The sequence below is a fragment of the Shewanella litorisediminis genome (assembly GCF_016834455.1).
Taxonomy (GTDB): domain Bacteria; phylum Pseudomonadota; class Gammaproteobacteria; order Enterobacterales; family Shewanellaceae; genus Shewanella; species Shewanella litorisediminis.
In genome coordinates this window covers 1,179,681-1,203,201 of sequence record NZ_CP069213.1, presented here as the reverse complement: position 1 = coordinate 1,203,201, position 23,521 = coordinate 1,179,681, and the positions used below count along the sequence as shown (strand labels likewise).

The following is a 23,521-nucleotide window of genomic DNA, read 5'->3' as shown; positions in this document are numbered from 1 at the left end:
CTCAAAACCCTCGCACGGACATGCCAAAGCTTATCGAATGACACCGCCAAAATACCCATTTAGAGGTACGACTATATAGGTATAACCCATTGATCTAATTCACACTTTTAGTCAACAAAGCCTAACTTCAGGGAAAACTTGTGCCAGATCAAAAACCGCACACCGAACAAGCCAATAACATGCGCGCATACAGGAAACACCCAAATGATAACAATCAAAGTCCCGAGGATGACATCATGAAATTCAGCACAGCCGCGTTAGCCGTTTCCACTGCCCTGCTCAGCCTGTCCAACGTTGCCGCTGCCGATCCGGTTAGCAAGGCTTTGGTTGAAGACGCCAAGGTGAATCTTCAGTTCCGTGCCCGTTTTGAACAAGTCGACCAACTTTCCGATACCCAGGATTTAACCTCTCTGCGTACCCGCCTGACTTATGAAACCGGCGCTCTGTCCAATTTCTTTGCCCTGGCCGAAGTGGATGATGTGCGCGCTACCGACGAAGAACCCTGGATTTCCGATTATGAATACACCGAAATCAACCAGGCATTTATCGGCTACAAGGCCCCGGGCGACACAGTGCTCAAATATGGCCGCCAGCGCATCATTTTGGATAACCAGCGTTTTGTGGGTGGCGTAGGCTTCCGCCAGAACGAGCAGACCTATGATGCCTTCTCGGTGCAAACCAAGGCCGTGACTAACCTGACCGCCTTCTACGCTTACATCAACAATGTAAACCGTATTTTCAGCGAAGCCTCCGGCAAGGCTGATCACAAGAACGAAACCCACCTGCTGAACCTCAACTACAAGGCCAACAACTGGGCCGATATCTCGGGTTATGCCTATCTTATCGACAACCAGAATCTGGCCCGCTTCTCCACGGACACCTATGGCGTTCGCCTGGCCGGTAAGGGCGATGTGGGCAGCCTGAAGCTGGGTTACGCGCTGGAATATGCCAAGCAGAGTGATGGCGGCAACAATACGGTTTCTTACGATGCCGACTACCAGCTGGCCGAAGCCTCTCTGGGTTTCAGCGGTGTTGACTTCAAACTCGGCTACGAAGTGCTGGGTTCAGACAATGGCAATGCCGGCTTTATCACCCCACTGGCCACCCTGCACGCCTTCCAGGGCTGGACCGATAAGTTCCTGTTCGGCGGTGCCGGTAACTGGGATAAGGGTATCCAGGACCTGTACTTCAGCGTCGGCGGCGCCGTTGCCGGTGTGAAACTGCTGGCGGTTTACCATCAGTTCGAGTCTGATGCAGGCAGCATAGATATGGGCGACGAATGGGGCGTGAGCGTGACCTACCCCTTCGCCAAGCACTACAGCGTAGGCGCCAAGTATGCCAGCTTCTCCGGTGCCGATGCAGGCTATGCCTTCAGCAGCGACGCCGACAAGCTGTGGCTGACCTTCGAAGCCAAGTATTGATGCTTAAGCTTGCATAACACAAAGCCGCCCTCGGGCGGCTTTCTTTTTGAGGACAGGCTAAGCTGTCACAGCGTTTTGACCAGATACCAGCGCTTGCCACCATCAAAGGGGTAATCCTGCTGGCACCACACCTCACGGTAACCACGGCCGCGATAAAACGCCGGCGCCTGAAACTCCAGGGTATCCAGCAACAGCCAGCGGCAGCCACGTGCGCGGGCTTCATCCTCAGCGGTTTTCAGCATGGCGCTGCCAATGCCTTGCCCACGCAGGCTGTCGCACACCCAAAAGTTATCAATCAGGCACCAATTACCAAAGGTGCGCCCGGCGATACCGGCGGCAAGCTCACAATTGGCGTGCAACTGCTTAAAGCCAATGGGCCGACGCTGGCTGGCATCCCAGTGCCCGGCATTGAAGGCGGCAATCTTATTTTTTACGGCCTCGGCAAAGGCCGGTGTTTCATCTGCGATAAATGACATCAGACCCGCTCCCCGGCAAAGCGGCGCAGCCGCGGTAAACTGCCTGTGCTGATAGCGGTGCCAAGCAATATGATGCCGGTACCAACAAGGGTGTGCCAGCCAATATGTTCGCCCAGGAACAGGGCCCCCCACAAAATGCCGAATACCGGAATAAGGAAGGTGACGGTTAATGCCGAGGTGGCGCCTACTTCATCTATCAATCTGAAATACAGAAGATAAGCGACGCCGCTGCACAGTACCCCCAGGGTCACCACTGCCGACAATACGTTCCAGGACGGCATGGCCGCAGGCGGCGCCGTAAACAGCAAGGCAGGCAGTAACCAGGCGCTGGCGGCCCACATGCAGCCGTGAGCATTGCTGTAGGCATTGCCATGATTGGATGCCTTGGTGTAGATACTGGCAAAGGCGTAACAGACAGCGGCGCCAAGCCCCGCGGCCAACGCCCAGAGCCCCTCGGTGGAAAGCGACAAACTCTCCACCCCTGCCAGCAGCACCACACCACAAAAACCTGTGATAAGCCCAACCAAGGCGGCGCCTCTGGGCATGGTTCTGTACCAGATGGCAAGCAGCAGGGAACTCCACAAGGGCGCGGTGGCATTGAGCACCGACATCAGAGAAGCCGCAAGTTCGGTGGCAGCAAACCCGTAGAGCAAAAAGGGCAGTGCCGTATTGATACCGCCCAATATGATGAAGTGTTTGAGTGGCGCGCTGCCGATGAGCGCTTTTTTCAGATAGATGGCGCCGCCGAGCAAAAACAAGGCGGCAAAGGTGACCCGTAAAAACATCAGCCAGGCGGGCCCAAGCTCAGTCACACCAATGCGGATAAATAAAAATGACGCGCCCCAAATAGCAGACAGCAACAACAGTTTTAACCAAGCCCCCAAGGACATGATGGATTCTCCCCCAACGAATGCGCAGCCAGTTTAGGGGGGGGCTGAAATACTGTAAAGGGATGGTCCGGGGGATGACGGGAAGAAGCCGTTTCAGTCGAGCCTCTGCCAAACCTCTTCTTCTTTGAGGACTCCCTCTTCAAATCTTTTGGTATGCCACTGATTTCCTTTCAATTCATAGTCAAAGCTAAAGCCTTGACCATGGGGCACCTGAAAGGAATTCAGACTCGGGTATTCGGTGTAGCTTTGCCCGTTAAGGCGATACTCGCCCGCGCCGGCCGCCCAAAATTCCTGTTTGTTTTTGACCGTTTTCATGGTGGTAAAACTGAAGTGGCTGGCAGAAATGACCTTGATGGCAACCAGCCCGAGTGTGTTATAGGACACCCAGCGCCCCTCCCCATCCAGATAGCGGCCGGAAACCAGCTCCCAGCTGCCAATCAGCGCCTGAGCGTCATCTGATTGAACGTCACCTGATTGAGCATCGCTGGCCTTGATATCATCGCCTGTGGTTTCAGCGCTTTTGGCTGTATCGCTTAAGCCCTGAAGGCTCTGGGGGTCAGTGGGTTGTACATCTTCTTGAGGCAAAACCGCTTCTTGTGGAGCCACGGAGGTTTGCACCTGGGTGCTGATGGCGGTTTCTGGAACTACTGTCGGTTCCGGCATGGAAGTGTCTGACATGGCGGATGCCAGGGAGCCGATTGTCAGCAGCAGGCCAAGAGCAGTTCCCATAACAACGGTTGAATAAGCGGGTCCGGTGATGTGTTTCATCATCAATTCCTCCCTGATATTTTGAATTAGCGGCACTTGACCAAGTGATCAGCCATTAGCGGCCGTGCGAGCGTCTGTTGCCTGTCACAACTTCAAGGCCCCGGGTTTTGGCCAACAGACTGTCACAGCCATGCCCTTGTGGCTATAATGGCCGGCAGTACAAACACAACCTGTATGCCATGACCGATTTCAGCACTATCAATAAGTCCAGCAGCCAATCTTTTAACGCCCAGAAGCGACTCATCAAAGACTTGTTCGCCGGTAAAACTGTCCCCTGCCGCCACTGCGGCAAGCCCCTTGTTGCCAGCTTGCCGGGTGCCGGGGAAACTCACCTCCTGGGCCATATCCGCTGCCCCAAAGGCTGTACCGATATTGAGCTTGAGGTGGAGTAGTCCTCAGTCCAGCGATACCAATTGCCCCTGAGGGCTTATCTCAAACCGGCGCAGATCCAATAAACCGGGGGTCTCGGCCATTGCCTGATTGGCATCCCGTACCAGAAGCTCGGTGGTCACCGTCAGGGGCAGATATTGGCCAGCCGACACACTTATCCCCCGAAGCTCGATTCTGTCACCGAGGAACACCGAACTGAGGTGCGACACTGTGCCACTTTCGGCCTTGAGTCCGAACAATCCCAAATACCAAAAACTGCCTGACCCCTGGTTTGTTACCACAAAGGGCGCCAACATCAGCTGTGCACCTGCCAGTCTGGCATTGGTCATTTGCAAATCCCGGTATCCAAGCAATACCTGCCCGCGTACCGGGCCGTCGGTGTAATCACCCGTCACCCAGGGGAGAGGTGCTTCAATGAAGGTGGAGAGCCGGGCGCTGGCCTCGCTCTCGGGCACCTTCAGCGTAAAACCTGCCAGGGTTTTAATGGAAAAGAGCCTTAACATCACAGGATCGGCCTGCTCCGGGCTGATGTCTTTTGGGGGCTCTGTACTCTGACAGCCCAGAAGGCCGATGGAGAGGGCTGCGGTCAGCAGCGCGCTGAAGACGAGTCTCATTGCATATCTCCAATAAGTTAAGCAAGTGTTTGAGATTATTAGATACCATAGCATGAGCGCCCGGCGAATACCTATCCGGTGTCAGGGTTTTGTGAAACGCCCTCTTCCGGGAAGCCGCCCCGGGGATACAGTCCAAATTCCCGCGTAAATCAGTCGCTCTGTGACTGGCATAGCATCGCAAGGCCCCCTATTCTGGTTAGAGTTTACCTTCAGCAGTTGCAACCATAAGTAAATTTCATCAAGGAGTTAAGATGCCAAAGCCCTACACCAGCCTGCTTGCCCTGTTAATCTGTAGTGCCGCCATGGTGGGCTGTGATAATGCCCAGGTAAAGCCAGGCGATGAGGCTGCAGTCAGCAAGAATGCCCCAAAGGCTTCAGAAAATACCAAGGCTGCCGCAGACGAGTCATCCGAGGTCAAAGAGGCAGATGCCGTCGCCCTTGCCAATCCGGCGGCTGAATTTTGCGTAAACATGGGCGGACGCTACATGCTCGCGACCGAAAGCGATGGAGAGAAAAGTGAATGTCATCTGGCTAACGGCAAGGTAGTGGATGCCTGGGCCTTATACCGCGCCCACGCGAAAGCCGTGTCAGACTCAGCCAATGCCGACTCCGGAAGCCCTGTCATTACAGAGCCACTGTCCATGCCCAACCCCGCTGCTGAATATTGCGAAAAGATCGGTGGTAAATACTTTATCGAGCCGCAAGACGGTGGCGAGGCGGGAATGTGTCAGCTTGCCGATGGCACCACAATGAACGCCTGGGATTTGTTTCGGACCCACCACAAGGCACAGTGATCTTACTGGGCGCTGGAGGGCATCGCCTGCAGCGCCGACTCAAACAAAGATTGCTCAAAGGCCTCGACTATCACCCGCCGCAACCTTTGCTCATCGATATCCAGGCGATGGAAGCGGCTTAAGGCAAACTGGATCACCCTATCTTCCTGATAACCATACTCGGATACCTGCACGGCCTGGGCAAAATTTGAAAATTCCCGGGCGAGGGATGGCAGGGCATTTTCGGGGGCTATCACCACGTCAACCCTGTCTGCCAGCAACATTCTCACCCCGGTAACCAGGTCGCCGACCACTTCTTTTTTCAAGCGGCTGTCATTATCAAAGTCATCAAAATACATGGTGTTACGACTTACCGCGATACTGTGCCCCAGCAAATCTTCATAGCGGGCCACACTCACGCCGCCGGGCCTGGTTAAAAAGAGATAGCGGCTGTCCTGGCGGTAAGGCAGCAGGATCCATCGCTGCTGCCGCTCTGGGCTGGCAATAACCCCGGCCACGATATCGGCATCCCCGGTATCCAACATACGTTGGCAACGGGCAAAGTTGGGACTGGGCAAGAACACCAGCTCATGGTTGATAAGCTTGGCCAGCAGCCTCAAGGCGGCAATGTTATCGCCATGAGGCTCGGGAGTAAGGCTTTGATAAGGCGGAATTCATCGACACAGGCGCGCAACTGCCCCGCCGAGGCGCAGGCGGCGTACACGAATGATGTCAGTAACAGAATAATCCTGGCCATGGCAGCCCCAAAGAGTAACCTAATCGAAAGTATTACGTATTTTAGGGCGCGGCCCAAGTCGCAATTGACTGACAGCTTGCAGGATGTGGGCTCAGTGGGCCGTCCAACTCACACTGGTCAGCAGCACATCCCCCCGGCGAAGCTCGGCGCGGTAGTGTCCGCCCGCCTGTAATGGTCCAACACCTGCCGGGGTTCCCGTCATCAGGATGTCGCCATCTTCCAGCGTCATAAAAGACTCCACCTCTTCAATCAGCTGTTCCGGTGAAAACAACATCAACTCGCAGCCTCCCTGCTGAAGCACAACACCGTCGCAGCTGAACACCAGGCTCAGGCCCTCACTGCTCGAGCAAGGCACAAACTCGCCAAACAGCGCCGAGCCATCGAAGGCTTTGGCTCGCTCCCAGGGCAAACCTTTGGCTTTGAGGCGGTTTTGGGTCGCCCTTTTGGTTAAATCCAGGCCCACACCGGCCGCCACCAATTGACCACCGGCCACCATAAAGCAAATCTCAGCTTCATAGTGGAGCACCTCACCCTGTGTACTGTGCAGCACATTGCCTATGGCGCTGGCGGGCTTAACAAAGACAACGGGCTCGGTGGGTACTTCGTTGTCGAGCTCTTCTGCATGGGCAACGTAGTTGCGGCCAATACAAACCACCTTGGACGGCGACACGGCCCGGCCCGATAAAAACACCTGCTTCATCTTCGCTCCTTAGGCGTATTCCATCAAAAATTCATCCAGTTGCTCGTTAACGATTTCAATTTCGTCGCCGGCAAACTGGGCTATGTGGTAGAGCCCTTCACCTTCATTGGTGACCGGGATATTGGTGATGCCAATCACTATGCCGTCGCTGGGGGAGCGGATGGGCAAGGTGTCCTGACTGTGGGGGCTGGCAAGGTAGGCCAGAATATTGCCCTTGTTGACCCGCTGCCCCAATTTTACTTTTTGCAGCACCAGACCATCGGCCTCGGAGCGTATCCAGTAACTGCGGGCCGCCGCCACATCGGTACCCCCACGGGATAACCTGCCCTTTTGCATGCCCAGGTGGCGCAGGAGGTTAACAGCCCCCTTAAGACCCGTACGAATGGCCGCATCAGAGAATCGCAGCGCTTCTCCTGCTTCGTACAAAATACAGGGCACACCGGCTTTTGCGGCATATCCACGCAGCGAGTTGCCCTTGGCATCGCTGTGCATAATCAGGGGCGCACCAAAAGCCCTTGCCATGCCCATCAGCACCTCATCATCGGTATTGCAGCGGATTTGCGGCAGGTTATCCCGGTGAATGGCACCTGTGTGCAAATCAAGAATATGGGTTGCACGGGAAACCAGTTCCCGGGTGACCAGGTGAGCCAGACGACTGGTGAGCGCCCCCTTCTCTGAGCCGGGGAAACAGCGGTTAAGATCGCGCCTGTCGGGCAAATAACGGGACTTTTGAATAAAACCAAACACGTTGACCACGGGCACCATGAGCACGGTACCGCTGAGAGCCTTGGGATTGATACGCCCCTGCAGACGGCGACAAATTTCTATGCCGTTGAGCTCATCACCATGGATAGCGGCACAGACCAAGAGCTCGGGGCCTGCCTTGTTGCCATGAAACACCTCGACCTGAAGGTCGACCGGCGTATCGTTGTAGAGTCGTGCCACCGGCAGACGCACCGTGGCTTGGGTTCCGGCGGTCACCAGAGTGCCGCCGAGTTCGAAGGGTTCACGTTTTTTGGCCATCATAGCTTCCTGCTGGCATTTTTAGCCATTGTAACTCAGGCAATTAGCAAAGGAAGCAGGGCGAACCCAATGGCTCTTCCCCCTGTGTGAATGGTTTGGATAACAAGGGGTGCTTTGAGTGATGGATTGCGACCTGCCCCAGGCAGCGGCACCCCTCACTGAATTTCAGAAAACAACAGCATGATTTACCCGGTATTCACCATAAAAAAGGCCGCCCTGTGGCAGCCTTTTCTTATGCAAAATGAATGTGGCTCCTGATATCAGGACTTTTTCACGTAGCAGCTTAAGATAACGATGCGGGTACCATTTACCCGGCCTTCGATATGCTCGGGATTGTTGGTGAGCGCGATGTTACGCACGGCGGTGCCACGCTTGGCCACAAAACTGGTGCCCTTGACGTTAAGATCTTTGATGATCACCACGGTATCGCCGGCGGCGAGCTGAGCGCCGTTGCTGTCCAGTGTGGGGGCGGCATCGGCATCCAGCGCAGCTTCGGCGTTGGCGGCGTCGACCCAGGCCTGGGTGTCTTCATCCAGATACATCATATCCAGCAGATCCTGAGCCCAGGTTTCGCTGGAAAGTTCTTTGAGCATACGGGCGGCCATCACCTGCACGGCAGGCACAGTGCTCCACATGCTTTCGTTCAGGCAACGCCAGTGGTTAACATCCAGCGAGGCAGTGTCGGCGATTTGTGCCTGACAGATACCGCATAGGGCGATATCGTTGTCAGTGCGGTCGCCACTGGCAGGCACTTCAAAGAGAGAAAGTTCTGTCTCTGCGCTGCAGAGTTCACATTTGCCGCAGGCACGGCTGATTGCATAGGTCATCTTGATCTGTCACTTTTACCAAAACCACGGATTCTATCAAAAACCTTACTCGCCGTCAGTGTTCTTCCCCACAAAGCGTGCCAGGTTCATGGAGGAAATCATGTTCAGCCAAGCGACCTTTGACTTTCTTGCTGCCCTCGAAGCCCATAACGAGCGCTACTGGTTCAAGGCCAATCAGCAAACCTATGAAGATCAGGTGCGCTCCCCCGCCCTTAAGTTAATCGAAGCCGCCGCACCGGGCATAGCAGCCCTGTCGCCCAGGCTCACGGCAGTAGCCAGGAAGGTGGGTGGCAGCCTGATGCGCCCCCAGCGTGATACCCGTTTTGGCCACGATAAACGCCCTTACAAGACCAATGTGGGCATTCAGTTTCGGCATTTTCAGGGGAAAGATGTGCATGCGCCGGGGCTTTATCTGCATATCGCGAACGACGGCTGTTTTGTGGGCGCCGGTATTTGGCACCCCGAGCCCAAGACGCTCAATGCCATTCGAAGCTGTATCGACGAAAACCCAGCCGCCTATCAAAAAGCGCTCAAGGCGCTGACTGACGGCGGCTTTGCCATGGATGGAGGCAGTCTGTCGCGACCGCCACGGGGGTTTGACAAGGGCCATCCATTAATTGACGAACTCAAGCGCAAAGACTTTATAGCAGTCAAACCCTTAACCAATGAAGAAATACTGCGGCCCGACTTTGCCTCAAGACTCACGGCCGGGTTTGAACACTGCCAGCAGCTGATGCGCTACCTGTGCTTTGCACTGGAGTTGGATTACTGAAGCACTGCCGATTAAGCCGAATATGGCCACATCAGACGGGCGTTTTCCAGCGCTGAATTTCGCCCCTGAGCACCACCATGGCGGCATCAAGCATTTCAAACTGTCCGGACTTACCCAGCACCCGAATGCCCTGAAGCTGCATCACCAGAAAGGCCGCCAACCCGGCGGCACGCTCCTTTGACTGATAACGTGCTATCACCTTGCAAAACGCCTGCTCCAGCCCCTGAAAAAGTTCGTTGCCCAGACGCTTCACCTCTTCGTCTTCCACACAGCGCTCCAGCAGCGCGTTTTGCATAAAACAGCCAAACTGCTGATCTTTTTGCTTGGCGGCAAACTCCTCAACCAGATTTACCAACGCGTCCATATCGGCATCATCGGCTTGCAGAGGCCCCAGTCCGGTCAGGCCGCGGGTGTAGAGGTAACGACGCAGCGCATCGCGATACAGGGTCAGCTTATCGCCAAAGCTGTTGTAAAGGCTGAAGCGGTTAATCCCCAGGTGCTTGACCAGATCGGCCACCGAGGTCCCCTCATAGCCTTTTTGCCAGAACAGGTTCATGGCCTGCTCCAGCTTCTCCTCCTTGCAAAAATTACAGCTTCTCGCCATCGGGGAATATCTCGTCGCAAAAGTGAATATGAACTTGGGATCTAATTATTGACCGTTCGTTCAGTTATGCAGTAGATTCTATCCTAACCGATCGTTCAGATAAAGAGAGACCTTATGAGAATCCTCGAGCTTGCCCCCACCCCCAGCGCCCGCCGTGTGGGCATTTTCCTGGCAGAACTCGGCATTGAGGTGCCAAGAGAGCAGCTGGACTTACGTGGCGGCGACAACCTGACACCTGAATTCAAACGTAAAAGTGTCAATGGCCGTATTCCAGTGCTGGAACTCGATGACGGTACCCACATCTGTGAGTCTGTCGCCATTTGCCGCTACTTCGATGCCCTGCACCCAAGGGATCAGAGCCTGTTTGGCAACAGCCCGCTGGAGCAGGCGCAGGTGGAAATGTGGAACCGGGTGCTGGAACTGAACGGCCTGATGGTCGCGTTTCAGGCATTTCGTAATCTCACCGGCTTTTTCAAAGACCGAGAGCGCTTTGTCGAAGCCTGGGGCGCTGAGTCCCGTGAACGGTTAATCGAATTTCTGCCCACCCTGGAAGCACGCCTTCAAGGGCGAGACTTTGTTGCCATCGACCGCTTCAGCATCGCCGATATCACAGGTTTTGTGCTGATAGGCTTTTTGCCGCGCCTTGAGATTGAACTGACCGACGCCATGCCCAACATCCGCCGCTGGCACGCCGCCATTGCCGCGCGCCCCGCCGTGGCCGCCCTGCTGGCAAGCCAGCAATAAAGGAGCACACCATGATTGAGCTTTATACTGCCGCCACCCCCAACGGCCATAAAATTTCCATCGCCCTTGAAGAGCTGGGGCTTGAGTATCGGGTGCATGCCCTCGATCTCATGACCCTTGAGCAAAAAAAGCCTGAGTTTCTGGCCATCAATACCAACGGCCGTATTCCGGCGATTGTGGATACCGATAACGATGACTTTGCGGTGTTTGAGTCGGGCGCCATTCTGCTGTATCTGGCCGAGAAAACCGGCAAGCTGCTGCCGACCGAGCCCAAGGCGCGATCGCAGGTTATCCAGTGGCTGATGTTCCAGATGGGCGGCGTCGGCCCCATGATGGGTCAGGCGAACGTGTTTTATCGCTATTTTCCGGAAAAGATCCCGGCCGCCATTGAGCGTTACCAAAAGGAAGGTCGCCGCCTGTTTGAGGTGATGAATACCCAGCTTGAAAAGCACGCGTATCTAGCCGGTGACGAGTACAGCATTGCCGATATCGCCACCTTCCCTTGGGTGCGGATTTATGACTGGAGCGGCATCGACATCAGCGGTTTGGAAGCGCTGCAACACTGGCTTGAGCGTATCGCCGCCCGGCCAGCCGTGGCCAAAGGCCTTGCGGTGCCGCCACCAAGCGAGAAATCGTCAGAAGAGCGCGCCAAAGACATCGCCAGGATGGTCACCCGCTGAGAGGCCAATCCCGGCAGTTGGGTTTCAGCCTTCCCAGATGCGCCCTCGCGGCGCATCTGCTACAATCGGCGCCGGTTTTTTTATGCAGGCAAGCCCATGTCACATCCAGCACCTCTCTCGTCGGCCGAGCGCCGCGCCATCAGTTATGCCAACACTTTGCATCAGCTGGTTTCGCATATTTTTGACAAGCGCGAAGGCGCCGATCGGGTGCTGGCCAACTATTTCCGCGAACATAAAAAGCACGGCTCCAAAGACAGAAAGCTTATCCGCGAAACTCTGTTTGGCCTGTTCCGATGGTGGGGCTGGCTGAAAAACCTGCCAGCAGCCGATGGCGTCCATGTGAGCGGCTTGGGCTTTTCCTCTGGCCTGGGCGGAGTGCAGAGCCAGCACTGGTTTACTCAATTAAGCCTGGTGGCAGCCATTGAGAACCACCCCTGGCAGGATATTCGCGGTGGCTGGCTCACACAGTCAGGCCTTACTCAGTTGGATATTCCCGCCTTTGGCGATACGCCTGAAAGCCTGAACGCCATTTGCGCCGCACTCAAGAGCCAGTTTGCAGGCGGTGAATTTACTCCGTCGAACCTGGTGCCCGATTGGGCCTGGGAGCACATCATAGTGCCAGAAGCGGAGAAGCTCGCCTTTATCGATGCCCTGTGCCGCCGCCCGCCCTTGTGGACCCGCGCCCAGGGCGAGACCCGCGATCAGGTATTAAAACAGCTTCAGGCCGATGAGATTGCCGCCATCCCAAGTGACAGGTTTGATGATGCCATCGAGCTTGCCAGTCAAAGCATCAACCTCGATGGGATAACTGCCTACAAGTCAGGCAAGCTGGAGGTGCAGGATTTGGCCTCACAGGCCATTGGCGAAGTCGCCGCCCCCAAGGCAGGTGAGCGTTGGTGGGATGCCTGCGCTGGCGCAGGTGGTAAGAGCCTGCAGCTCTTTTCGCTGATGCAAAAGCGTGGCGGCGTGGGTGAACTCGTGGCCTCGGATATTCGCCCCAAAGCGCTGGAAGAGCTGCTGCGCCGCGCCGATAAAGCGGGGTTTTCGCCGATTCAAATCAGCCCCTGGCGCAGTGACAAGCTGCCGGTGAAGGCGGACTATTTTGATGGGGTGCTCGTGGATGCGCCCTGCTCCTGCACCGGCACCTGGCGCCGTAATCCAGATATGCGCTGGATTGATGATGCTGCTGCCATTATGGATAAACCTGCACTGCAGCTGGATATTTTGCGCCGCGCCAGTGCCGCGGTACGCAGCGGCGGCGTACTGATATATGCCACCTGCTCTCTGGCCCGCGCCGAGAACGATGCCGTGGCAGAGGATTTTTTGGCCGCACATCCTGATTTTGAACCCGATGCCGTCAGACATCCTTTCAGCGGAGAACACAGCGCTGCTGCAAAGAGCGCCATGTTGACCCTGTGGCCTCAACAGGCCAATGCTGACGGCATGTTTGTGGCGCGGTTCAAGCGCCGTTAGTCACGTTTTTGATGAACCCTTGCCACTGGCCGGTTTCCCTGATGCGGATTGCCTTGTGCATCAGGGATTACAGGGTTCTGCTGGCCTCAATCCCACCAAAGTTTTAAGCCTCAATTAAGCCTGTTCAACCAAATGGGTTACGGGCAAATATTTTCACCCTCAAGCAATAAATTTTTCGCTTTAGCTTGTCATGACCATTGGGTAAAAAGATCCTGTGCCAGAGTGGCACATGTGTTCAGCTGGAAAAGGTCATGTCACACTCCTACGAATTTGAAGACGAAGACTCGCCATGGGGCGATAACGTCAAAGGGAAGCAAAAGAACAAGCGGGTCAAACAACGCAGACGCGATACCAAGCGTCGCTACTTTGACGAAAATGCCGAGGTGGAATATCTCCAAAGCAAGTGGCGCTGAAGCTCCCAAACCGAATCTTCTCAGGCAAGCCGATTGGCTTGCCTTTTTCTTGCCCGCCGCCCGGTAGTAGTGGTTATCAAACCAGGATGAAAGCCGCGACCGTGGCGGGCATGCACCGCGCAAAAGCGATTTGCGGTACTCCCGGGGTTCCCAGAACGAAAGAGACTTCCAAGCCTCTTTGCAAGCGATAAAAAATGCGGCCTTCTGGCCGCATTTTTTATCGTATGGGGGTACTCAAAGCAGATGTTCAACAGCAGGCTGTCGCCACAACCAGGGCCTTACGCCTCCATGGCATCGACGGCCAGCTCGCGCCTTTTACCCGATTTGAGGGTGTACATGCTGGTGTCAGCCGCCCTTAACCATTCGTGGGATTTTTGCACCTCGCTGTCGAGGGCATAACCAAAGCTCACCCCCGCATCGGTAAAGCCCTGCCGGGCAAAGAGGGTTTCTATGTTCTCCAGTTTGTCGGTGACCAGAGACAAGAATGACCCATCCAAAAAGAGCGCAAACTCATCACCCCCAACCCGAAAGAGTTTGAGTTTGGGGATGTCCAGGGACTTAAGCTCCTGCACCAGGGTCCTGAGCAATTCGTCACCGACCTGATGGCCCTGGGTATCGTTCACTTTTTTAATGCCATCCACATCCAGCAACACCAAGGCGGTGGGTTTTGTTACCGTCTCACCAAACCCATTACAGGTTTGCAGATATTCATCGAAGGCATAACGGTTACCGATTTGCGTAAGGCTGTCGACCCGGGCCTTCTCCCAGGCGGAGCTCAGCTCTTCGATATAGGCCTTACGCTCTTCAGAGAGCAGCTTGAGTTTGTTGGCCAGCGCCAAAGAAAGCAGCAGTGCATCGGCTGTGCCACCCGCCAGGGTGGCAAACTCAGCGTATTCAAAGATATCTGCGGTCAGCCCCATGTTCCCGGGCAAAATCAGCATCGCCGGCAGTAACAGGCAACTGAAGGCCATGATGAAATAGCGTGCCGGTGAGAAGCCCTTCATCAGGCACACATTACCCGCCACGATTGCCAGCACTATCCAGGCACCAATCAAGACAGACGCTATGATGGCAGTATGGGAAATCAACAGCCAACTGGTGGGCAGGGCAAGTACACAGGCCCAAAGCAGGTACTGACTGAGACGCCACAAGCGGGGTGAGTAGCTGGGGAGCTGTAAAAAGTGTTTGTAGAACAGAATATTGAAAATCGGTAGTCCGATAAAAAACACGTGATGCAAGCCAATCAGATGAATATCCAGAAGCTGGGCAGGGATATGGAAGGTAAAGGCCCAGCCAAGCAGATACACAATGACGTAAAGCCCGTAGTACAGAAATGCCTTGTCTTTGGTGGAGCCGTAAATCAGCAAATTGTAGAAGGCAATAAACAGCAATCCTCCCAGGCAGAGCAGCACGGCCACCGCCAGCCTGTCGGTCAGTTGCCGATGCTCGGTAACCGGGTTGATTTCGAGCTTGGGAAAGGAGGAGAAATAGCGGGATTCAACCCTTACCAGCAGCCAATATTCCACCCCGTATCTCAGGGTGACATTACGGCCGTAATCGAAAAGATACTGGTAGGGCGCATAATAGCCACTGCTCGCCAGCTGACGACTGCCATCGCGCCCCAGCACCAGATAATCCACTTTTTCGGCGATGGAGTTATGCAGGTTGACCACCCAATCGCTGCGGTTTTCATTCACCATAAAGGGCACCACCAGATAGTAGCGGCCGCCGCTTAAGGGGAGTCTTTTGATGTCTTTGTGTTTATCAAGCCAGTCGGGCACATCTTCAAAGGACGTTGGCAGCACATCATCGGCCGGGGCCACGAATTGGTAGGGATCATCCAGAGCCACCGCCGCATTGACCTTGACTGACCATATCAGGGGAAGAAGCAAGGCAATGCCCAGTATCGCTGCGAGTATTCGAGCCATGGTTTCTGTTGAGATTCTCGGTTGCTCAGACGGGGCTGCCAGAGGCCCATATGTTTTTGTTCCCGGATAACAGGGGAAACCTGTGGGTCTGGTTAGGCAGCAGGCTGCAACTTTATTGCTACAAACACATTTTTTCAATTGTAGCTGCTAATTTTCAGCAAGACGGCTTATGTGTACGGTGGTATTTTAGGCGGCTTGGTCTGTTCTGTGTGGGTTTCAATGCAAGCGCTGCTGATGATACTGCTGGCCCAGTGGCTGATTGCCACCGGCAGCCTGTTAATCAAACTTCTCGACCCGAATACGGGGGTATTTCAACTGGTGCTCTATCGCCAGCTGTTTGCCACCCTGCTGGTGCTGCCCTTTGTCTGGCGGCTTCAGGGGGGGCTGCGCATCAGTCCCCTGTACCGGGTACACATGGTGCGTGCGCTCTTGATTGGCCTTGGCAACGGGCTGTTTTTCATCGCCATCATGAACCTGCCACTGGCCTCAGTGACTGCGGTGCTTTACCTGTCGCCGCTGATGCTGCTGGTGATGTCTGCTGTCTTTTTAAAAGAAACCATAGGTTACAGGCGCAGTGTGGCAGGCATTATCGGTTTTGGCGGTATTTTGATGATAAGTCAGCCAAGCAGCCTCAATCCCTACCTGCTGCTGGCAGTGCTGGGTGCCCTTATCAGCGCCAGTAACAACCTCATTTTGAAGCGCTATGCCGCCGCCGAGCATCCTTTCAGTACCCTGTTCTGGTCCAATGCCTTTGCCATGGTGTTTTTGATCCCCGCGGCCGCTTTCGAGGGTGCACCATTGGCTTGGGATGCCTCCATCGTGGGCATGCTGCTGGCGCTCTTTTATCTGGGTATGACCTATCTGGTGATCCACGCCTATCGACGCGCCGATGCCAGCCAGCTGGCCCCGGCAGAGTACACGGGGCTGGTGTTCGCGACCTTGCTCGGTCTGTGGTTTTTGGGTGAGGTGCCCAACTGGTTGAGCCTGATGGGAATTGCTTTGGTGATGTGCTCGGCGGTGTTGCCGGTTTACCCGCAGCTCCAGGGGCTGTGGCGAAGACGGTTCAGCCGGGCGGACTGACGGGAGTTCGATTGCCGATGGGGCCGGCCATTAAGGCCTGAATGTCGAGCCCTTGCTGCAGCGGCAACACATACCAGCCTATGGTGTTTCCTGTGCCGCGGATACTGAGGTAATCCCCGTAAAATTGCCAACCGGCCTTGAGCAAGTTGTCACGGCTGGCCTGGTTCTCCGCTCTCACCGTCGCCCACAGAAGCTTTATACCCTGCCCTCTGGCCCAGTCAATCCGGGCCTTTGTGAGCCTGGCACCAATGCCGAGGCGGCGAAACCCCGAGGCCACCACCAGATAACCAAGCTCTGCCACCTCACCGTCGCCCGCTTTGATGGCGCCGCAACCCACCAGGGTGCCGTCCAGCCTGGCGAGCAGCAAGAGTCTGGCTTTGGCGAGCGCCGCCCTGTCGAGGGGATGATGATTATCATCCCGGCTGTCAATCAGCTCTGCGGCTTGGGCAATATCAGCGTCGCAGCAGGCTGGGCTAATGGTGAGTGTTGGCGTCATAGAAAGAGGATGGTTGCAAGGCCGAGGAAACTGAGAAACCCAATCACATCTGTCACCGTGGTCAGGATCACTGAGCCTGACAGTGCCGGGTCCTGATCCATTTTCTGCAGCACCATGGGCACCAATACCCCGGCACCGGCTGCTACCAGCATATTGATAAGAATGGCACAGCCAATGGCTACTCCGATAATTTCATTGCTGAACCACCAGCCAGACACTGCGCCAATGACGATAGCCCAAAGCACACCGTTTACGGCCCCTATGCCCAGCTCATTTTTCATCAGCGACCAGAGGTTACCGGCCGAAATCTGCCCCATGGCCATACCCCGGATCATCAGCGTCAGCGACTGGCTGCCGGCAATGCCGCCCATGGAGGCAACGATGGGCATCAACACCGCAAGGGCTACCACCTGAGACAGCACATTTTCAAACAGGCCAATGGTGGCCGACGCCAGAAAGGCCGTCAGCAGGTTAATGCCCAGCCACACGGCACGGCGCCGTGCGCCTTTCATAATGGGGGCGAACAAGTCGTCGGTTTCATTCATACCGGCGCTTGCCATCAGCTGGGCTTCGTAATGCTCCCGCACCAACTCGGTGGCGGTTCTCAAGGTCACCCGGCCAATCAGCCCGCCTTCATCGTCCACCACCGGCAGTTCCACATCGCGGCTGTGTTCGAGCAGTTCAGCCGCTTCCATTAGGGTAGCATCGGCGCTGATGGCACGACTGTCTTCGTCCATCAGACTCAGCAGTGGCTCATCGGGATTACTTCTGAACACCTCGTAACGGCTGACGGCACCGCGAAAGTGGTCTTCTTCATCCACCAAAAACAGGGAGTCATTACAGTCGAGTTCGATACGGCGGAAAAAACGCTGTGCCTGTCCTATGGTTGCCTTGGTTGACAGCACCAGCATCTGATGGTCGGCATAACGGCCTATTTCGTTTTCGGAATACTGGTTATAGAGCTCGAAGTGCTGACGCTGGCGCTCGCCCATTTGCGCCAGCGCCCTGTCGGTAAAGCTCTCGGGGAGGTAATCACTCCACTCAATCAAATCTTCAGGGCTTAACTGGGCAAACAAGAGGTCGACTTCGTCGTCTGGCATGCGCCGCAAGATGCCCATGCGTGGGTCTGCACGCATCAGGCTGAGCACTTCTACCCTGTCAGCGAACTCCACCTGCTGCCATCGCTCATAACGCTCATCCAGCGGCAAGGCTTCCAGCAGCAGCGCCACAGTGCCAGACTCTGCTTCTTCCAAAATCTCTGAGAACACCTCGGCCTGTGCCTGGCCCTCAGCGCCGGTTAACTGTTGTACGACTAGGCCCACTTCATTCTGTGGGGCCAGGTTAGGTTCCTGTTCTGGCAAATTTTCTGTCACGGCGGCGTCCGTTGGTTACATCTTGTGGCTGACTATATTGAGATTCCTGTGTCATATCAACCGAGCAATTATATTGCGCACAATTTAATTGCACACCCAAGTAAATACATCTAGAATGTGTTTGTTCATTTTCTACCCGGAGCATTGTTATGACGGATCTGTATCAATTTGCCGCCACCACCATCAAGGGCGAGCAGCAGCCATTGGCCAACTATCGCGGTAAGGTCTTATTGATAGTTAATACCGCCAGCAAATGTGGCTTTACCCCGCAATATCAGGGGCTGGAAAGCCTCTATCGCAAATATCACGACCAAGGCCTGGAAATACTGGGCTTTCCCTGCAACCAGTTTGGTGCCCAGGAGCAAGGAAATGAGGCAGAAATCCAAAGTTTCTGTGAACTCAATTTTGGAGTGACTTTCCCGCTGTTTGCCAAGATTGATGTGAATGGCGAACAGGCCCACCCGCTGTTTACTCATCTTAAGCAGGAGGCGCCGGGCCTCCTGGGCAGCAAGGCCATCAAGTGGAATTTCACCAAATTTTTGGTCGGCCGTGACGGCAAGGTGAGAGACAGGTTCGCCCCCACCACAGATCCCCAAAAACTGGAAAAGGATATCGAGGCACTGCTTAACGAAGCAGCAGAATAATCAGCATTGGATCAGGGAGATAGTAAAAAATCAGCGGTTTTCGCTATTTTTTGCGCCTCGGCGTGGAACTTTTTACCGAACGCATGACTCAAACATAGTGAACATTGAAAAGGGTTTTCGTGTTCATCATTCTCCCTGGGACTTACTAGCGCAGTCCCCTTGGTCCAATGAAGGATCACATGGCAACCTCCCCAGGTTGCCTTTTTTTATGCTTCAAAAGCCCGGCAACAAGCAATTTCCGCCATCAGCGCCGTTGGCTTTTGCCTGACCAATAAAATTTTTTTAATTTTTTTCAACTGCAGATGAACTTCTTGAAAAAGGCCCTGTCTGAATAAGTGAACCGAATTTTTGCAGTCGACATGAGTCGACAGCTGCATGGGTAACGTTCATCATCATTCTCCCTTTCAGCATAGGCTTGTTGCTGGCGCATTGAACAGGCTCTTGTGACTGACTTGAACATCTCGGGCAACCATTGGTTGCCTTTTTTTTATTCAAATTTTGCCCCCTCGCCCCCTCCACTTTCCGGGCGTATCAGGGCTTTGCCACCAGCGTGACGATACAGTGCCAACGAAAAAGGGCGTCTTTATCGAGACGCCCTTTTCGAACACTCAGCCAAGGCAGACAGCCGCTGTTACTCGTTAAACAGTATCCTGTCCAGTTGTACCCTCAGTGAGGGATGATAGCTCTCACGGGCTTTGTGGTAGATGCTCTCAAGCTCGCTTCGATAACCGGCTATCTGCAACTCCAAAAACAGCGGGCGGACAAACTTGGCCCGACCAATACGGCACAGAAATGCCTCGACCTGCTCCAATACCGGGTCATAGTGGTTACGGATGGCTACCCTGAACCAATCGCAGGCAATTTCGGCATTACCGGATGAACCGAGGGCAAAACGCTCATCCAGCTCAAGCAGCTGCTCCTGGGATAGCTGCTCGGGCAGGTTATTCAAAAAGAACTGCCAATGCTGCACTCGCCAGCCAAACAGACGCTCAGGCGTCAGAGGCTGCCCTTCCAACCACTCTGTCATAGACTCGACCACCCACCCCAAACTCTCCGACATGGGCGGCATAAAGGTTGCGGGCAAGCCTTCACCATAAATCCATTCCCTGAGCTCTGCCTCGGTGACCTTATCCCCATGGGTTTGCAGCAAGGTGCCTTTGGCATACTCGACAAAGTCTTCCGTGGTGATAGCCACAAAGGCATATCGCTCGATGTAGGCCCGCAAAAAGGCATCAAAGTCAGTTCGGCCCAGGCGAGCCTCGAGGAAGTGTACAAACATCGACGCCTTATCGTAGGTAAAGCGGTTAAAGGCGGCGTTGGGGTCTTCCTGCTGTAAATTGGCCGGCAGGGTTTGGCGTGGCAGCGGCATACCCGCCATTTCTTCTTTCAGCCTGCCGTACTCCAACATGAGTTCAAGCTGAGCCTGCTCCCTGCCGTACACGGCTTCCACAATCCGATTGGTAAAGTAGGTGGTGAAACCTTCGTTGAGCCAGAGATCGCGCCAGGTGGCGTTACTCACCAGATTACCTGTCCAGGAATGGGCAAGCTCATGGGCCACTGTGGATACCAGACTCTTGTCGCCGGCGATAAGGGTGGGGGTCAAAAAGGCCAGACAGGGGTTTTCCATGCCGCCGAATGGAAAGCTGGGCGGCAGAATTAACATGTCATAACGCTCCCAGGCATAGGGGCCGAGAATCGACTCGGCCATCTGCATCATGGCTTCGATATCTTCAAATTCTCTGGCGGCAAGCGCTGCCATGGCAGGCTCGGCGAATACGGCGCTGCGCTCACTCACAGGTACCCGGTCAATCTGACCGGCAGCAATGGCAAGCAAATGGGTCGGCATGGGTTTATCCATTACAAACTCAAACACACCATTTGCAGGCATATCGGCCTGATTGAGGGCGCTCATCACTACCCTGCAGGGCTGGCTGGCACGGACTCTGGCATCAAAAGTCACCCTGGCCTTGGGGGTATCCTGAAGTGGGATCCAGCTGCGGGCATTGACGGGTTGCGATTGCGAAAACAGATAGGGCTTGCCACTTTGGGTTTGAGGGCCATCGAGCCACTGCAAACCTTCAGCATCCTCTGTGGTGTGGTAATGCACCAGCACACTGGTAATCCCGGCTGGCAGCATAATTTCGAGCGCCTGCCCAAGGATCTCACTGGCCTGCCCCAGTCCCCAGTCCAGCGGCTGCCCATGGAGATCGCTAATGGACTCAATGGCCAGCGCCCGGGTATCCAGCACCAGCACATCGGCAGCGTCTCCCTCGTTTCTGACAAAATCCAGGCGCACGCTGCCCTGCAAGCATCTGGCGTCAAAATCGATGGCGAGGTCGAGTGACAGGTGTGTCACCCTGATACTGTCGGTATTGGCGAAAGAGTGATAGTCGTGCCGATTGTCCCACTGGTGCATAACGAAATCCATATTGAAAAATCTACACTTAAGTATGCAGTTACCGGCCGTTGCTACCAAGAGGCTAAGCCCTGAAAGATTGACAATGCCTGTAAATTGCTCAATATTGCATACAATATTCACAAATACTAAGAAATTGAATGCGTCTGTTACTCCTGTCCTTAAGCTTACTATCGTCCATGGGCTCGGCTCAAAATCTGCCCTCCGTGGACGCCATACTAAAGATAACTCACCAGTGCAGCCCAACGCTGATTATCCGCGCCCAGGCCCTGACCGCAGAACAAATCCATGAGGCCTGCATGCTCATGGGCGACCAGGAACAAAGATTTCATGCGCTCTTGAAGACCCATGGCAGGCCGGTACGGGACGACAACAATGTGGCCATGAGAGCCAACATCTATGCCGACGCAGAGGCCTACCGAACCTATGTGACCGCCCATTTCGATGTGCCAAGCGACAATGGCGGTATGTATCTGGAAGGACATCCGGAGCGACCCGGTAATCAGGCCGAATTTGTGGCCTATCAAAAACAGGGCAAAATCTGGAATCTGCGCCATGAGTACGTGCACTATCTCGATGGCCGCTTTAACCTCTATGGCGACTTTTGCGCGTCATTGCACGACTCCCACAGTGCCCCTGAGTATTGCCCCAAGCCGGCACCTTTACTGCCCCATCTGGTGTGGTGGTCTGAGGGGCTCGCGGAATATCTGGCCTGGGGGGATAACAATCCTGCCGCCATTGAACTGGCTGCAAAAGGCAGTTACCGCCTCAGTGAGATTTTCGACACCAGCTACGAGCAAAACGGTGGCAGCGAGCGGGTTTACCGCTGGGGCTATCTGGCGGTGCGCTTTATGCTGGAGCACCACAAAGACAAATTGGAACAGATGCTCAGCTTTACCCGAAAGGGTGACTATCCCCGCTATCAGGCGCTGGTACGGGAGTGGCATACCAGTATGGATGATGAGTTTTCGCTGTGGTTGAAAAAAATGTCAAAAAATTTGCCAGTGGCGGGAACCAATCCAAAAACGCCCGGTCTGAATTAATGAACCGAGTTGTTCATCGTTCATCATCCTCCCTTTTTTGATGGTTTCTAGCGCGACCATCCTTAGTTTGGAAAGACACTTGTTCGGCTCCCATTGGGAGCCGTTTTTTTTGCCTGTTTCGAATAAGCCATTCTCGCTTAAAAACAAAAACGCCTCCCGGGGGAGGCGTTTTGATTGGCGAGGACTGTTACAGGCGGATACCGGCCTTTTCCAGGTCCTTGGCGATTACGCTGGCAGGCAGCGGAATGTAGCCGTCTTTCTCAACAACCATCTGACCTTGCTTGGACAGCACGTAGCGGATGAACTCACGCTCCATTGGGGCCAGATCCTTGTTTGGATGCTTGTTCACGTAAACATAGAGGTAACGTGACAGTGGGTAAGTGCCGTTGGCCGCGTTTTCGATGCTGGCGTCAACAAACTCGTTCCCTTTCTTGGCCAGAGCAACGGCTTTCACACCGGCGGTCTTGTAACCAATACCTGAGTAACCGATGGCATTAAGTGACTGAGACACAGACTGCACCACAGAGGCAGAGCCGGGCTGCTCGTTCACGTTGGCCTTGAAGTCACCCTTACACAGGCCTTTCTCTTTGAAGTAACCGTAGGTACCGGATACTGAGTTACGGCCGTACAGCTGGATATCTTTGGCAGACCAGCTGCTTTCCAGACCCAGGTCGCCCCAACGTACTACGTCGGTGCCACCACACTTGTGGGTAGAAGAGAAGATGCCGTCCAGCTGCTCGATGGTCAGGCCCTTGATTGGGTTGTCCTTGTGCACAAACACCGCCAGGGCGTCGATGGCTACACGGATTTCAGTTGGCTTGTAACCATAGTGCTTTTCGAAGGCTTCCACTTCGTTTGGCTTCATCTTGCGGCTCATGGGGCCGAACTGAGAAGTGCCTTCAGTCAGGGCTGGTGGCGCAGTAGAAGAACCGGCAGCCTGAATTTGAATGTTCACGTTAGGGTAGATGGTTTTGAACTCTTCAGCCCACAGAGTCATCATGTTGGCCAGGGTATCAGAGCCTACAGACGACAGGTTACCAGACACACCGCTGGTTTTTTCGTAGGTGTGCAGGGCTGGGTCCAGTGCAGCCGAGGCGGCGGCGGTGAATAAACCGGCGGCGGTCAGGGTCATGGCGCCGACAAGCTGTTTCAGTTTCATAATTGCTCCAGTGTTGAACCATTTTTCTTAAGACGCAGCCAGTATCAACTGCCACAA

Annotated in this window: 25 protein-coding genes; 11 read left to right on the top strand and 14 right to left on the bottom strand. The window is 54.8% G+C overall.

Features of this window, described 5'->3' with window-relative positions; genetic code table 11:
* Positions 1-236: 236 nt before the first annotated feature.
* Positions 237-1,421, top strand: a complete 1,185-nt coding sequence (locus JQC75_RS05345) for an alginate export family protein (protein WP_203326421.1) — start codon at positions 237-239, stop codon at positions 1,419-1,421.
* A gap of 65 nt (positions 1,422-1,486) precedes the next feature.
* Here JQC75_RS05345 and JQC75_RS05340 read toward each other — a convergent pair whose 3' ends face one another.
* The 3 genes from JQC75_RS05340 to JQC75_RS05330 all read right to left on the bottom strand — a co-directional run bounded on the left by JQC75_RS05340 (position 1,487) and on the right by JQC75_RS05330 (position 3,558).
* A complete protein-coding gene (locus JQC75_RS05340) occupies positions 1,487-1,897 on the bottom strand; it encodes a GNAT family N-acetyltransferase (protein ID WP_203326420.1) in 411 nt (136 codons plus the stop codon).
* Positions 1,897-2,787 carry a DMT family transporter gene (locus tag JQC75_RS05335; protein WP_203326419.1) on the bottom strand — a complete coding sequence of 297 codons (891 nt, stop codon included), beginning with the start codon at positions 2,785-2,787 and terminating at the stop codon, positions 1,897-1,899. The genes JQC75_RS05340 and JQC75_RS05335 overlap by 1 nt, the downstream gene beginning before the upstream one ends.
* Positions 2,788-2,880: 93 nt before the next feature.
* Positions 2,881-3,558 carry a hypothetical protein gene (locus JQC75_RS05330; RefSeq protein WP_203326418.1) on the bottom strand — a complete coding sequence of 226 codons (678 nt, stop codon included), beginning with the start codon at positions 3,556-3,558 and terminating at the stop codon, positions 2,881-2,883.
* 104 nt (positions 3,559-3,662) lie between these two features.
* Here JQC75_RS05330 and JQC75_RS05325 point away from each other — a divergent pair, with 104 nt between their 5' ends.
* Entirely contained in the window at positions 3,663-3,947 is a 285-nt protein-coding gene (locus JQC75_RS05325) for a hypothetical protein (RefSeq protein ID WP_239002085.1), read from the top strand.
* Between the two features lie 3 nt (positions 3,948-3,950).
* Here the strand turns inward: JQC75_RS05325 and JQC75_RS05320 are convergent, their stop codons facing one another.
* Positions 3,951-4,559: a hypothetical protein gene (locus JQC75_RS05320; RefSeq protein WP_203326417.1), complete on the bottom strand. Its 609-nt coding sequence runs from the start codon at positions 4,557-4,559 to the stop codon at positions 3,951-3,953.
* A 251-nt stretch (positions 4,560-4,810) separates the two neighbouring features.
* Between JQC75_RS05320 and JQC75_RS05315 the strand changes: the two genes are divergently transcribed.
* On the top strand, positions 4,811-5,353 hold the full coding sequence (locus tag JQC75_RS05315; protein ID WP_203326416.1) for a DUF333 domain-containing protein: 543 nt from the start codon (positions 4,811-4,813) through the stop codon (positions 5,351-5,353).
* A 2-nt stretch (positions 5,354-5,355) separates the two neighbouring features.
* Here JQC75_RS05315 and JQC75_RS05310 read toward each other — a convergent pair whose 3' ends face one another.
* From JQC75_RS05310 to JQC75_RS05295, 4 genes are all read right to left on the bottom strand, one after another.
* On the bottom strand, positions 5,356-5,952 hold the full coding sequence (locus JQC75_RS05310; protein ID WP_203326415.1) for a substrate-binding periplasmic protein: 597 nt from the start codon (positions 5,950-5,952) through the stop codon (positions 5,356-5,358).
* 228 nt (positions 5,953-6,180) lie between these two features.
* On the bottom strand, positions 6,181-6,789 hold the full coding sequence (locus tag JQC75_RS05305) for a fumarylacetoacetate hydrolase family protein (RefSeq protein WP_203326414.1): 609 nt from the start codon (positions 6,787-6,789) through the stop codon (positions 6,181-6,183).
* A gap of 9 nt (positions 6,790-6,798) precedes the next feature.
* Positions 6,799-7,812 (bottom strand): succinylglutamate desuccinylase/aspartoacylase family protein, encoded by a 1,014-nt coding sequence (locus JQC75_RS05300; protein ID WP_203326413.1) that lies wholly within the window; start codon positions 7,810-7,812, stop codon positions 6,799-6,801.
* Between the two features lie 260 nt (positions 7,813-8,072).
* On the bottom strand, positions 8,073-8,639 hold the full coding sequence (locus tag JQC75_RS05295; RefSeq protein ID WP_203326412.1) for a PhnA domain-containing protein: 567 nt from the start codon (positions 8,637-8,639) through the stop codon (positions 8,073-8,075).
* Between the two features lie 100 nt (positions 8,640-8,739).
* Here JQC75_RS05295 and JQC75_RS05290 point away from each other — a divergent pair, with 100 nt between their 5' ends.
* Positions 8,740-9,411 carry a DUF2461 domain-containing protein gene (locus tag JQC75_RS05290; protein WP_203326411.1) on the top strand — a complete coding sequence of 224 codons (672 nt, stop codon included), beginning with the start codon at positions 8,740-8,742 and terminating at the stop codon, positions 9,409-9,411.
* A gap of 31 nt (positions 9,412-9,442) precedes the next feature.
* On the opposite strand, the gene JQC75_RS05285 is transcribed toward JQC75_RS05290, so the two are convergent.
* Positions 9,443-9,967 (bottom strand): TetR/AcrR family transcriptional regulator, encoded by a 525-nt coding sequence (locus tag JQC75_RS05285; protein WP_338055109.1) that lies wholly within the window; start codon positions 9,965-9,967, stop codon positions 9,443-9,445.
* Between the two features lie 162 nt (positions 9,968-10,129).
* Between JQC75_RS05285 and JQC75_RS05280 the strand changes: the two genes are divergently transcribed.
* From JQC75_RS05280 to JQC75_RS05265, 4 genes are all read left to right on the top strand, one after another.
* Complete coding sequence (locus JQC75_RS05280) at positions 10,130-10,759, top strand: glutathione S-transferase family protein (protein ID WP_203326409.1); 630 nt, start codon at positions 10,130-10,132, stop codon at positions 10,757-10,759.
* An 11-nt stretch (positions 10,760-10,770) separates the two neighbouring features.
* On the top strand, positions 10,771-11,439 hold the full coding sequence (locus JQC75_RS05275; protein ID WP_203326408.1) for a glutathione S-transferase family protein: 669 nt from the start codon (positions 10,771-10,773) through the stop codon (positions 11,437-11,439).
* A gap of 96 nt (positions 11,440-11,535) precedes the next feature.
* Positions 11,536-12,912 carry an RsmB/NOP family class I SAM-dependent RNA methyltransferase gene (locus tag JQC75_RS05270; RefSeq protein ID WP_203326407.1) on the top strand — a complete coding sequence of 459 codons (1,377 nt, stop codon included), beginning with the start codon at positions 11,536-11,538 and terminating at the stop codon, positions 12,910-12,912.
* A 251-nt stretch (positions 12,913-13,163) separates the two neighbouring features.
* The gene (locus JQC75_RS05265; RefSeq protein ID WP_011759201.1) at positions 13,164-13,325 is read left to right on the top strand and encodes a hypothetical protein; all 162 of its coding nucleotides are present in this window, start codon (positions 13,164-13,166) and stop codon (positions 13,323-13,325) included.
* A gap of 278 nt (positions 13,326-13,603) precedes the next feature.
* On the opposite strand, the gene JQC75_RS05260 is transcribed toward JQC75_RS05265, so the two are convergent.
* On the bottom strand, positions 13,604-15,253 hold the full coding sequence (locus tag JQC75_RS05260) for a diguanylate cyclase (protein WP_203326406.1): 1,650 nt from the start codon (positions 15,251-15,253) through the stop codon (positions 13,604-13,606).
* Between the two features lie 219 nt (positions 15,254-15,472).
* Here JQC75_RS05260 and JQC75_RS05255 point away from each other — a divergent pair, with 219 nt between their 5' ends.
* Positions 15,473-16,333, top strand: a complete 861-nt coding sequence (locus tag JQC75_RS05255; protein WP_203326405.1) for a DMT family transporter — start codon at positions 15,473-15,475, stop codon at positions 16,331-16,333.
* Here the strand turns inward: JQC75_RS05255 and JQC75_RS05250 are convergent.
* Positions 16,317-16,829, bottom strand: coding sequence for a GNAT family N-acetyltransferase (locus tag JQC75_RS05250; RefSeq protein WP_203326404.1), 513 nt, complete (start codon positions 16,827-16,829; stop codon positions 16,317-16,319). The genes JQC75_RS05255 and JQC75_RS05250 overlap by 17 nt on opposite strands.
* Entirely contained in the window at positions 16,826-18,202 is a 1,377-nt protein-coding gene (locus JQC75_RS05245) for a magnesium transporter (RefSeq protein WP_203326403.1), read from the bottom strand. Before JQC75_RS05245 ends, JQC75_RS05250 begins: the two co-directional genes overlap by 4 nt.
* Before the next feature lie 149 nt (positions 18,203-18,351).
* Between JQC75_RS05245 and JQC75_RS05240 the strand changes: the two genes are divergently transcribed.
* Entirely contained in the window at positions 18,352-18,846 is a 495-nt protein-coding gene (locus JQC75_RS05240) for a glutathione peroxidase (RefSeq protein ID WP_203326402.1), read from the top strand.
* A gap of 631 nt (positions 18,847-19,477) precedes the next feature.
* On the opposite strand, the gene JQC75_RS05235 is transcribed toward JQC75_RS05240, so the two are convergent.
* Positions 19,478-21,262 carry a M1 family metallopeptidase gene (locus JQC75_RS05235; protein WP_239002084.1) on the bottom strand — a complete coding sequence of 595 codons (1,785 nt, stop codon included), beginning with the start codon at positions 21,260-21,262 and terminating at the stop codon, positions 19,478-19,480.
* Between the two features lie 140 nt (positions 21,263-21,402).
* Here JQC75_RS05235 and JQC75_RS05230 point away from each other — a divergent pair, with 140 nt between their 5' ends.
* Entirely contained in the window at positions 21,403-22,305 is a 903-nt protein-coding gene (locus tag JQC75_RS05230) for a collagenase (RefSeq protein WP_203326400.1), read from the top strand.
* Between the two features lie 187 nt (positions 22,306-22,492).
* On the opposite strand, the gene JQC75_RS05225 is transcribed toward JQC75_RS05230, so the two are convergent.
* Positions 22,493-23,464, bottom strand: coding sequence for a PstS family phosphate ABC transporter substrate-binding protein (locus JQC75_RS05225; protein WP_203326399.1), 972 nt, complete (start codon positions 23,462-23,464; stop codon positions 22,493-22,495).
* Positions 23,465-23,521: the final 57 nt, after the last annotated feature.

Bases quoted from the DNA above. Each gene is read 5' to 3' on its own strand.
- JQC75_RS05255 (WP_203326405.1), top strand. From the start codon at position 15,473: ATGCAAGCGCTGCTGATGATACTGCTGGCCCAGTGGCTGATTGCCACC.
- JQC75_RS05305 (WP_203326414.1), bottom strand. From the start codon at position 6,789: ATGAAGCAGGTGTTTTTATCGGGCCGGGCCGTGTCGCCGTCCAAGGTG.
- JQC75_RS05300 (WP_203326413.1), bottom strand. From the start codon at position 7,812: ATGGCCAAAAAACGTGAACCCTTCGAACTCGGCGGCACTCTGGTGACC.
- JQC75_RS05290 (WP_203326411.1), top strand. From the start codon at position 8,740: ATGTTCAGCCAAGCGACCTTTGACTTTCTTGCTGCCCTCGAAGCCCAT.
- JQC75_RS05225 (WP_203326399.1), bottom strand. From the start codon at position 23,464: ATGAAACTGAAACAGCTTGTCGGCGCCATGACCCTGACCGCCGCCGGT.
- JQC75_RS05340 (WP_203326420.1), bottom strand. From the start codon at position 1,897: ATGTCATTTATCGCAGATGAAACACCGGCCTTTGCCGAGGCCGTAAAA.
- JQC75_RS05315 (WP_203326416.1), top strand. From the start codon at position 4,811: ATGCCAAAGCCCTACACCAGCCTGCTTGCCCTGTTAATCTGTAGTGCC.
- JQC75_RS05260 (WP_203326406.1), bottom strand. From the start codon at position 15,253: ATGGCTCGAATACTCGCAGCGATACTGGGCATTGCCTTGCTTCTTCCC.
- JQC75_RS05275 (WP_203326408.1), top strand. From the start codon at position 10,771: ATGATTGAGCTTTATACTGCCGCCACCCCCAACGGCCATAAAATTTCC.
- JQC75_RS05320 (WP_203326417.1), bottom strand. From the start codon at position 4,559: ATGAGACTCGTCTTCAGCGCGCTGCTGACCGCAGCCCTCTCCATCGGC.
- JQC75_RS05280 (WP_203326409.1), top strand. From the start codon at position 10,130: ATGAGAATCCTCGAGCTTGCCCCCACCCCCAGCGCCCGCCGTGTGGGC.
- JQC75_RS05295 (WP_203326412.1), bottom strand. From the start codon at position 8,639: ATGACCTATGCAATCAGCCGTGCCTGCGGCAAATGTGAACTCTGCAGC.
- JQC75_RS05270 (WP_203326407.1), top strand. From the start codon at position 11,536: ATGTCACATCCAGCACCTCTCTCGTCGGCCGAGCGCCGCGCCATCAGT.
- JQC75_RS05235 (WP_239002084.1), bottom strand. From the start codon at position 21,262: ATGCACCAGTGGGACAATCGGCACGACTATCACTCTTTCGCCAATACC.
- JQC75_RS05285 (WP_338055109.1), bottom strand. From the start codon at position 9,967: ATGAACCTGTTCTGGCAAAAAGGCTATGAGGGGACCTCGGTGGCCGAT.
- JQC75_RS05330 (WP_203326418.1), bottom strand. From the start codon at position 3,558: ATGATGAAACACATCACCGGACCCGCTTATTCAACCGTTGTTATGGGA.
- JQC75_RS05240 (WP_203326402.1), top strand. From the start codon at position 18,352: ATGACGGATCTGTATCAATTTGCCGCCACCACCATCAAGGGCGAGCAG.
- JQC75_RS05345 (WP_203326421.1), top strand. From the start codon at position 237: ATGAAATTCAGCACAGCCGCGTTAGCCGTTTCCACTGCCCTGCTCAGC.
- JQC75_RS05335 (WP_203326419.1), bottom strand. From the start codon at position 2,787: ATGTCCTTGGGGGCTTGGTTAAAACTGTTGTTGCTGTCTGCTATTTGG.
- JQC75_RS05230 (WP_203326400.1), top strand. From the start codon at position 21,403: ATGCGTCTGTTACTCCTGTCCTTAAGCTTACTATCGTCCATGGGCTCG.
- JQC75_RS05265 (WP_011759201.1), top strand. From the start codon at position 13,164: ATGTCACACTCCTACGAATTTGAAGACGAAGACTCGCCATGGGGCGAT.
- JQC75_RS05250 (WP_203326404.1), bottom strand. From the start codon at position 16,829: ATGACGCCAACACTCACCATTAGCCCAGCCTGCTGCGACGCTGATATT.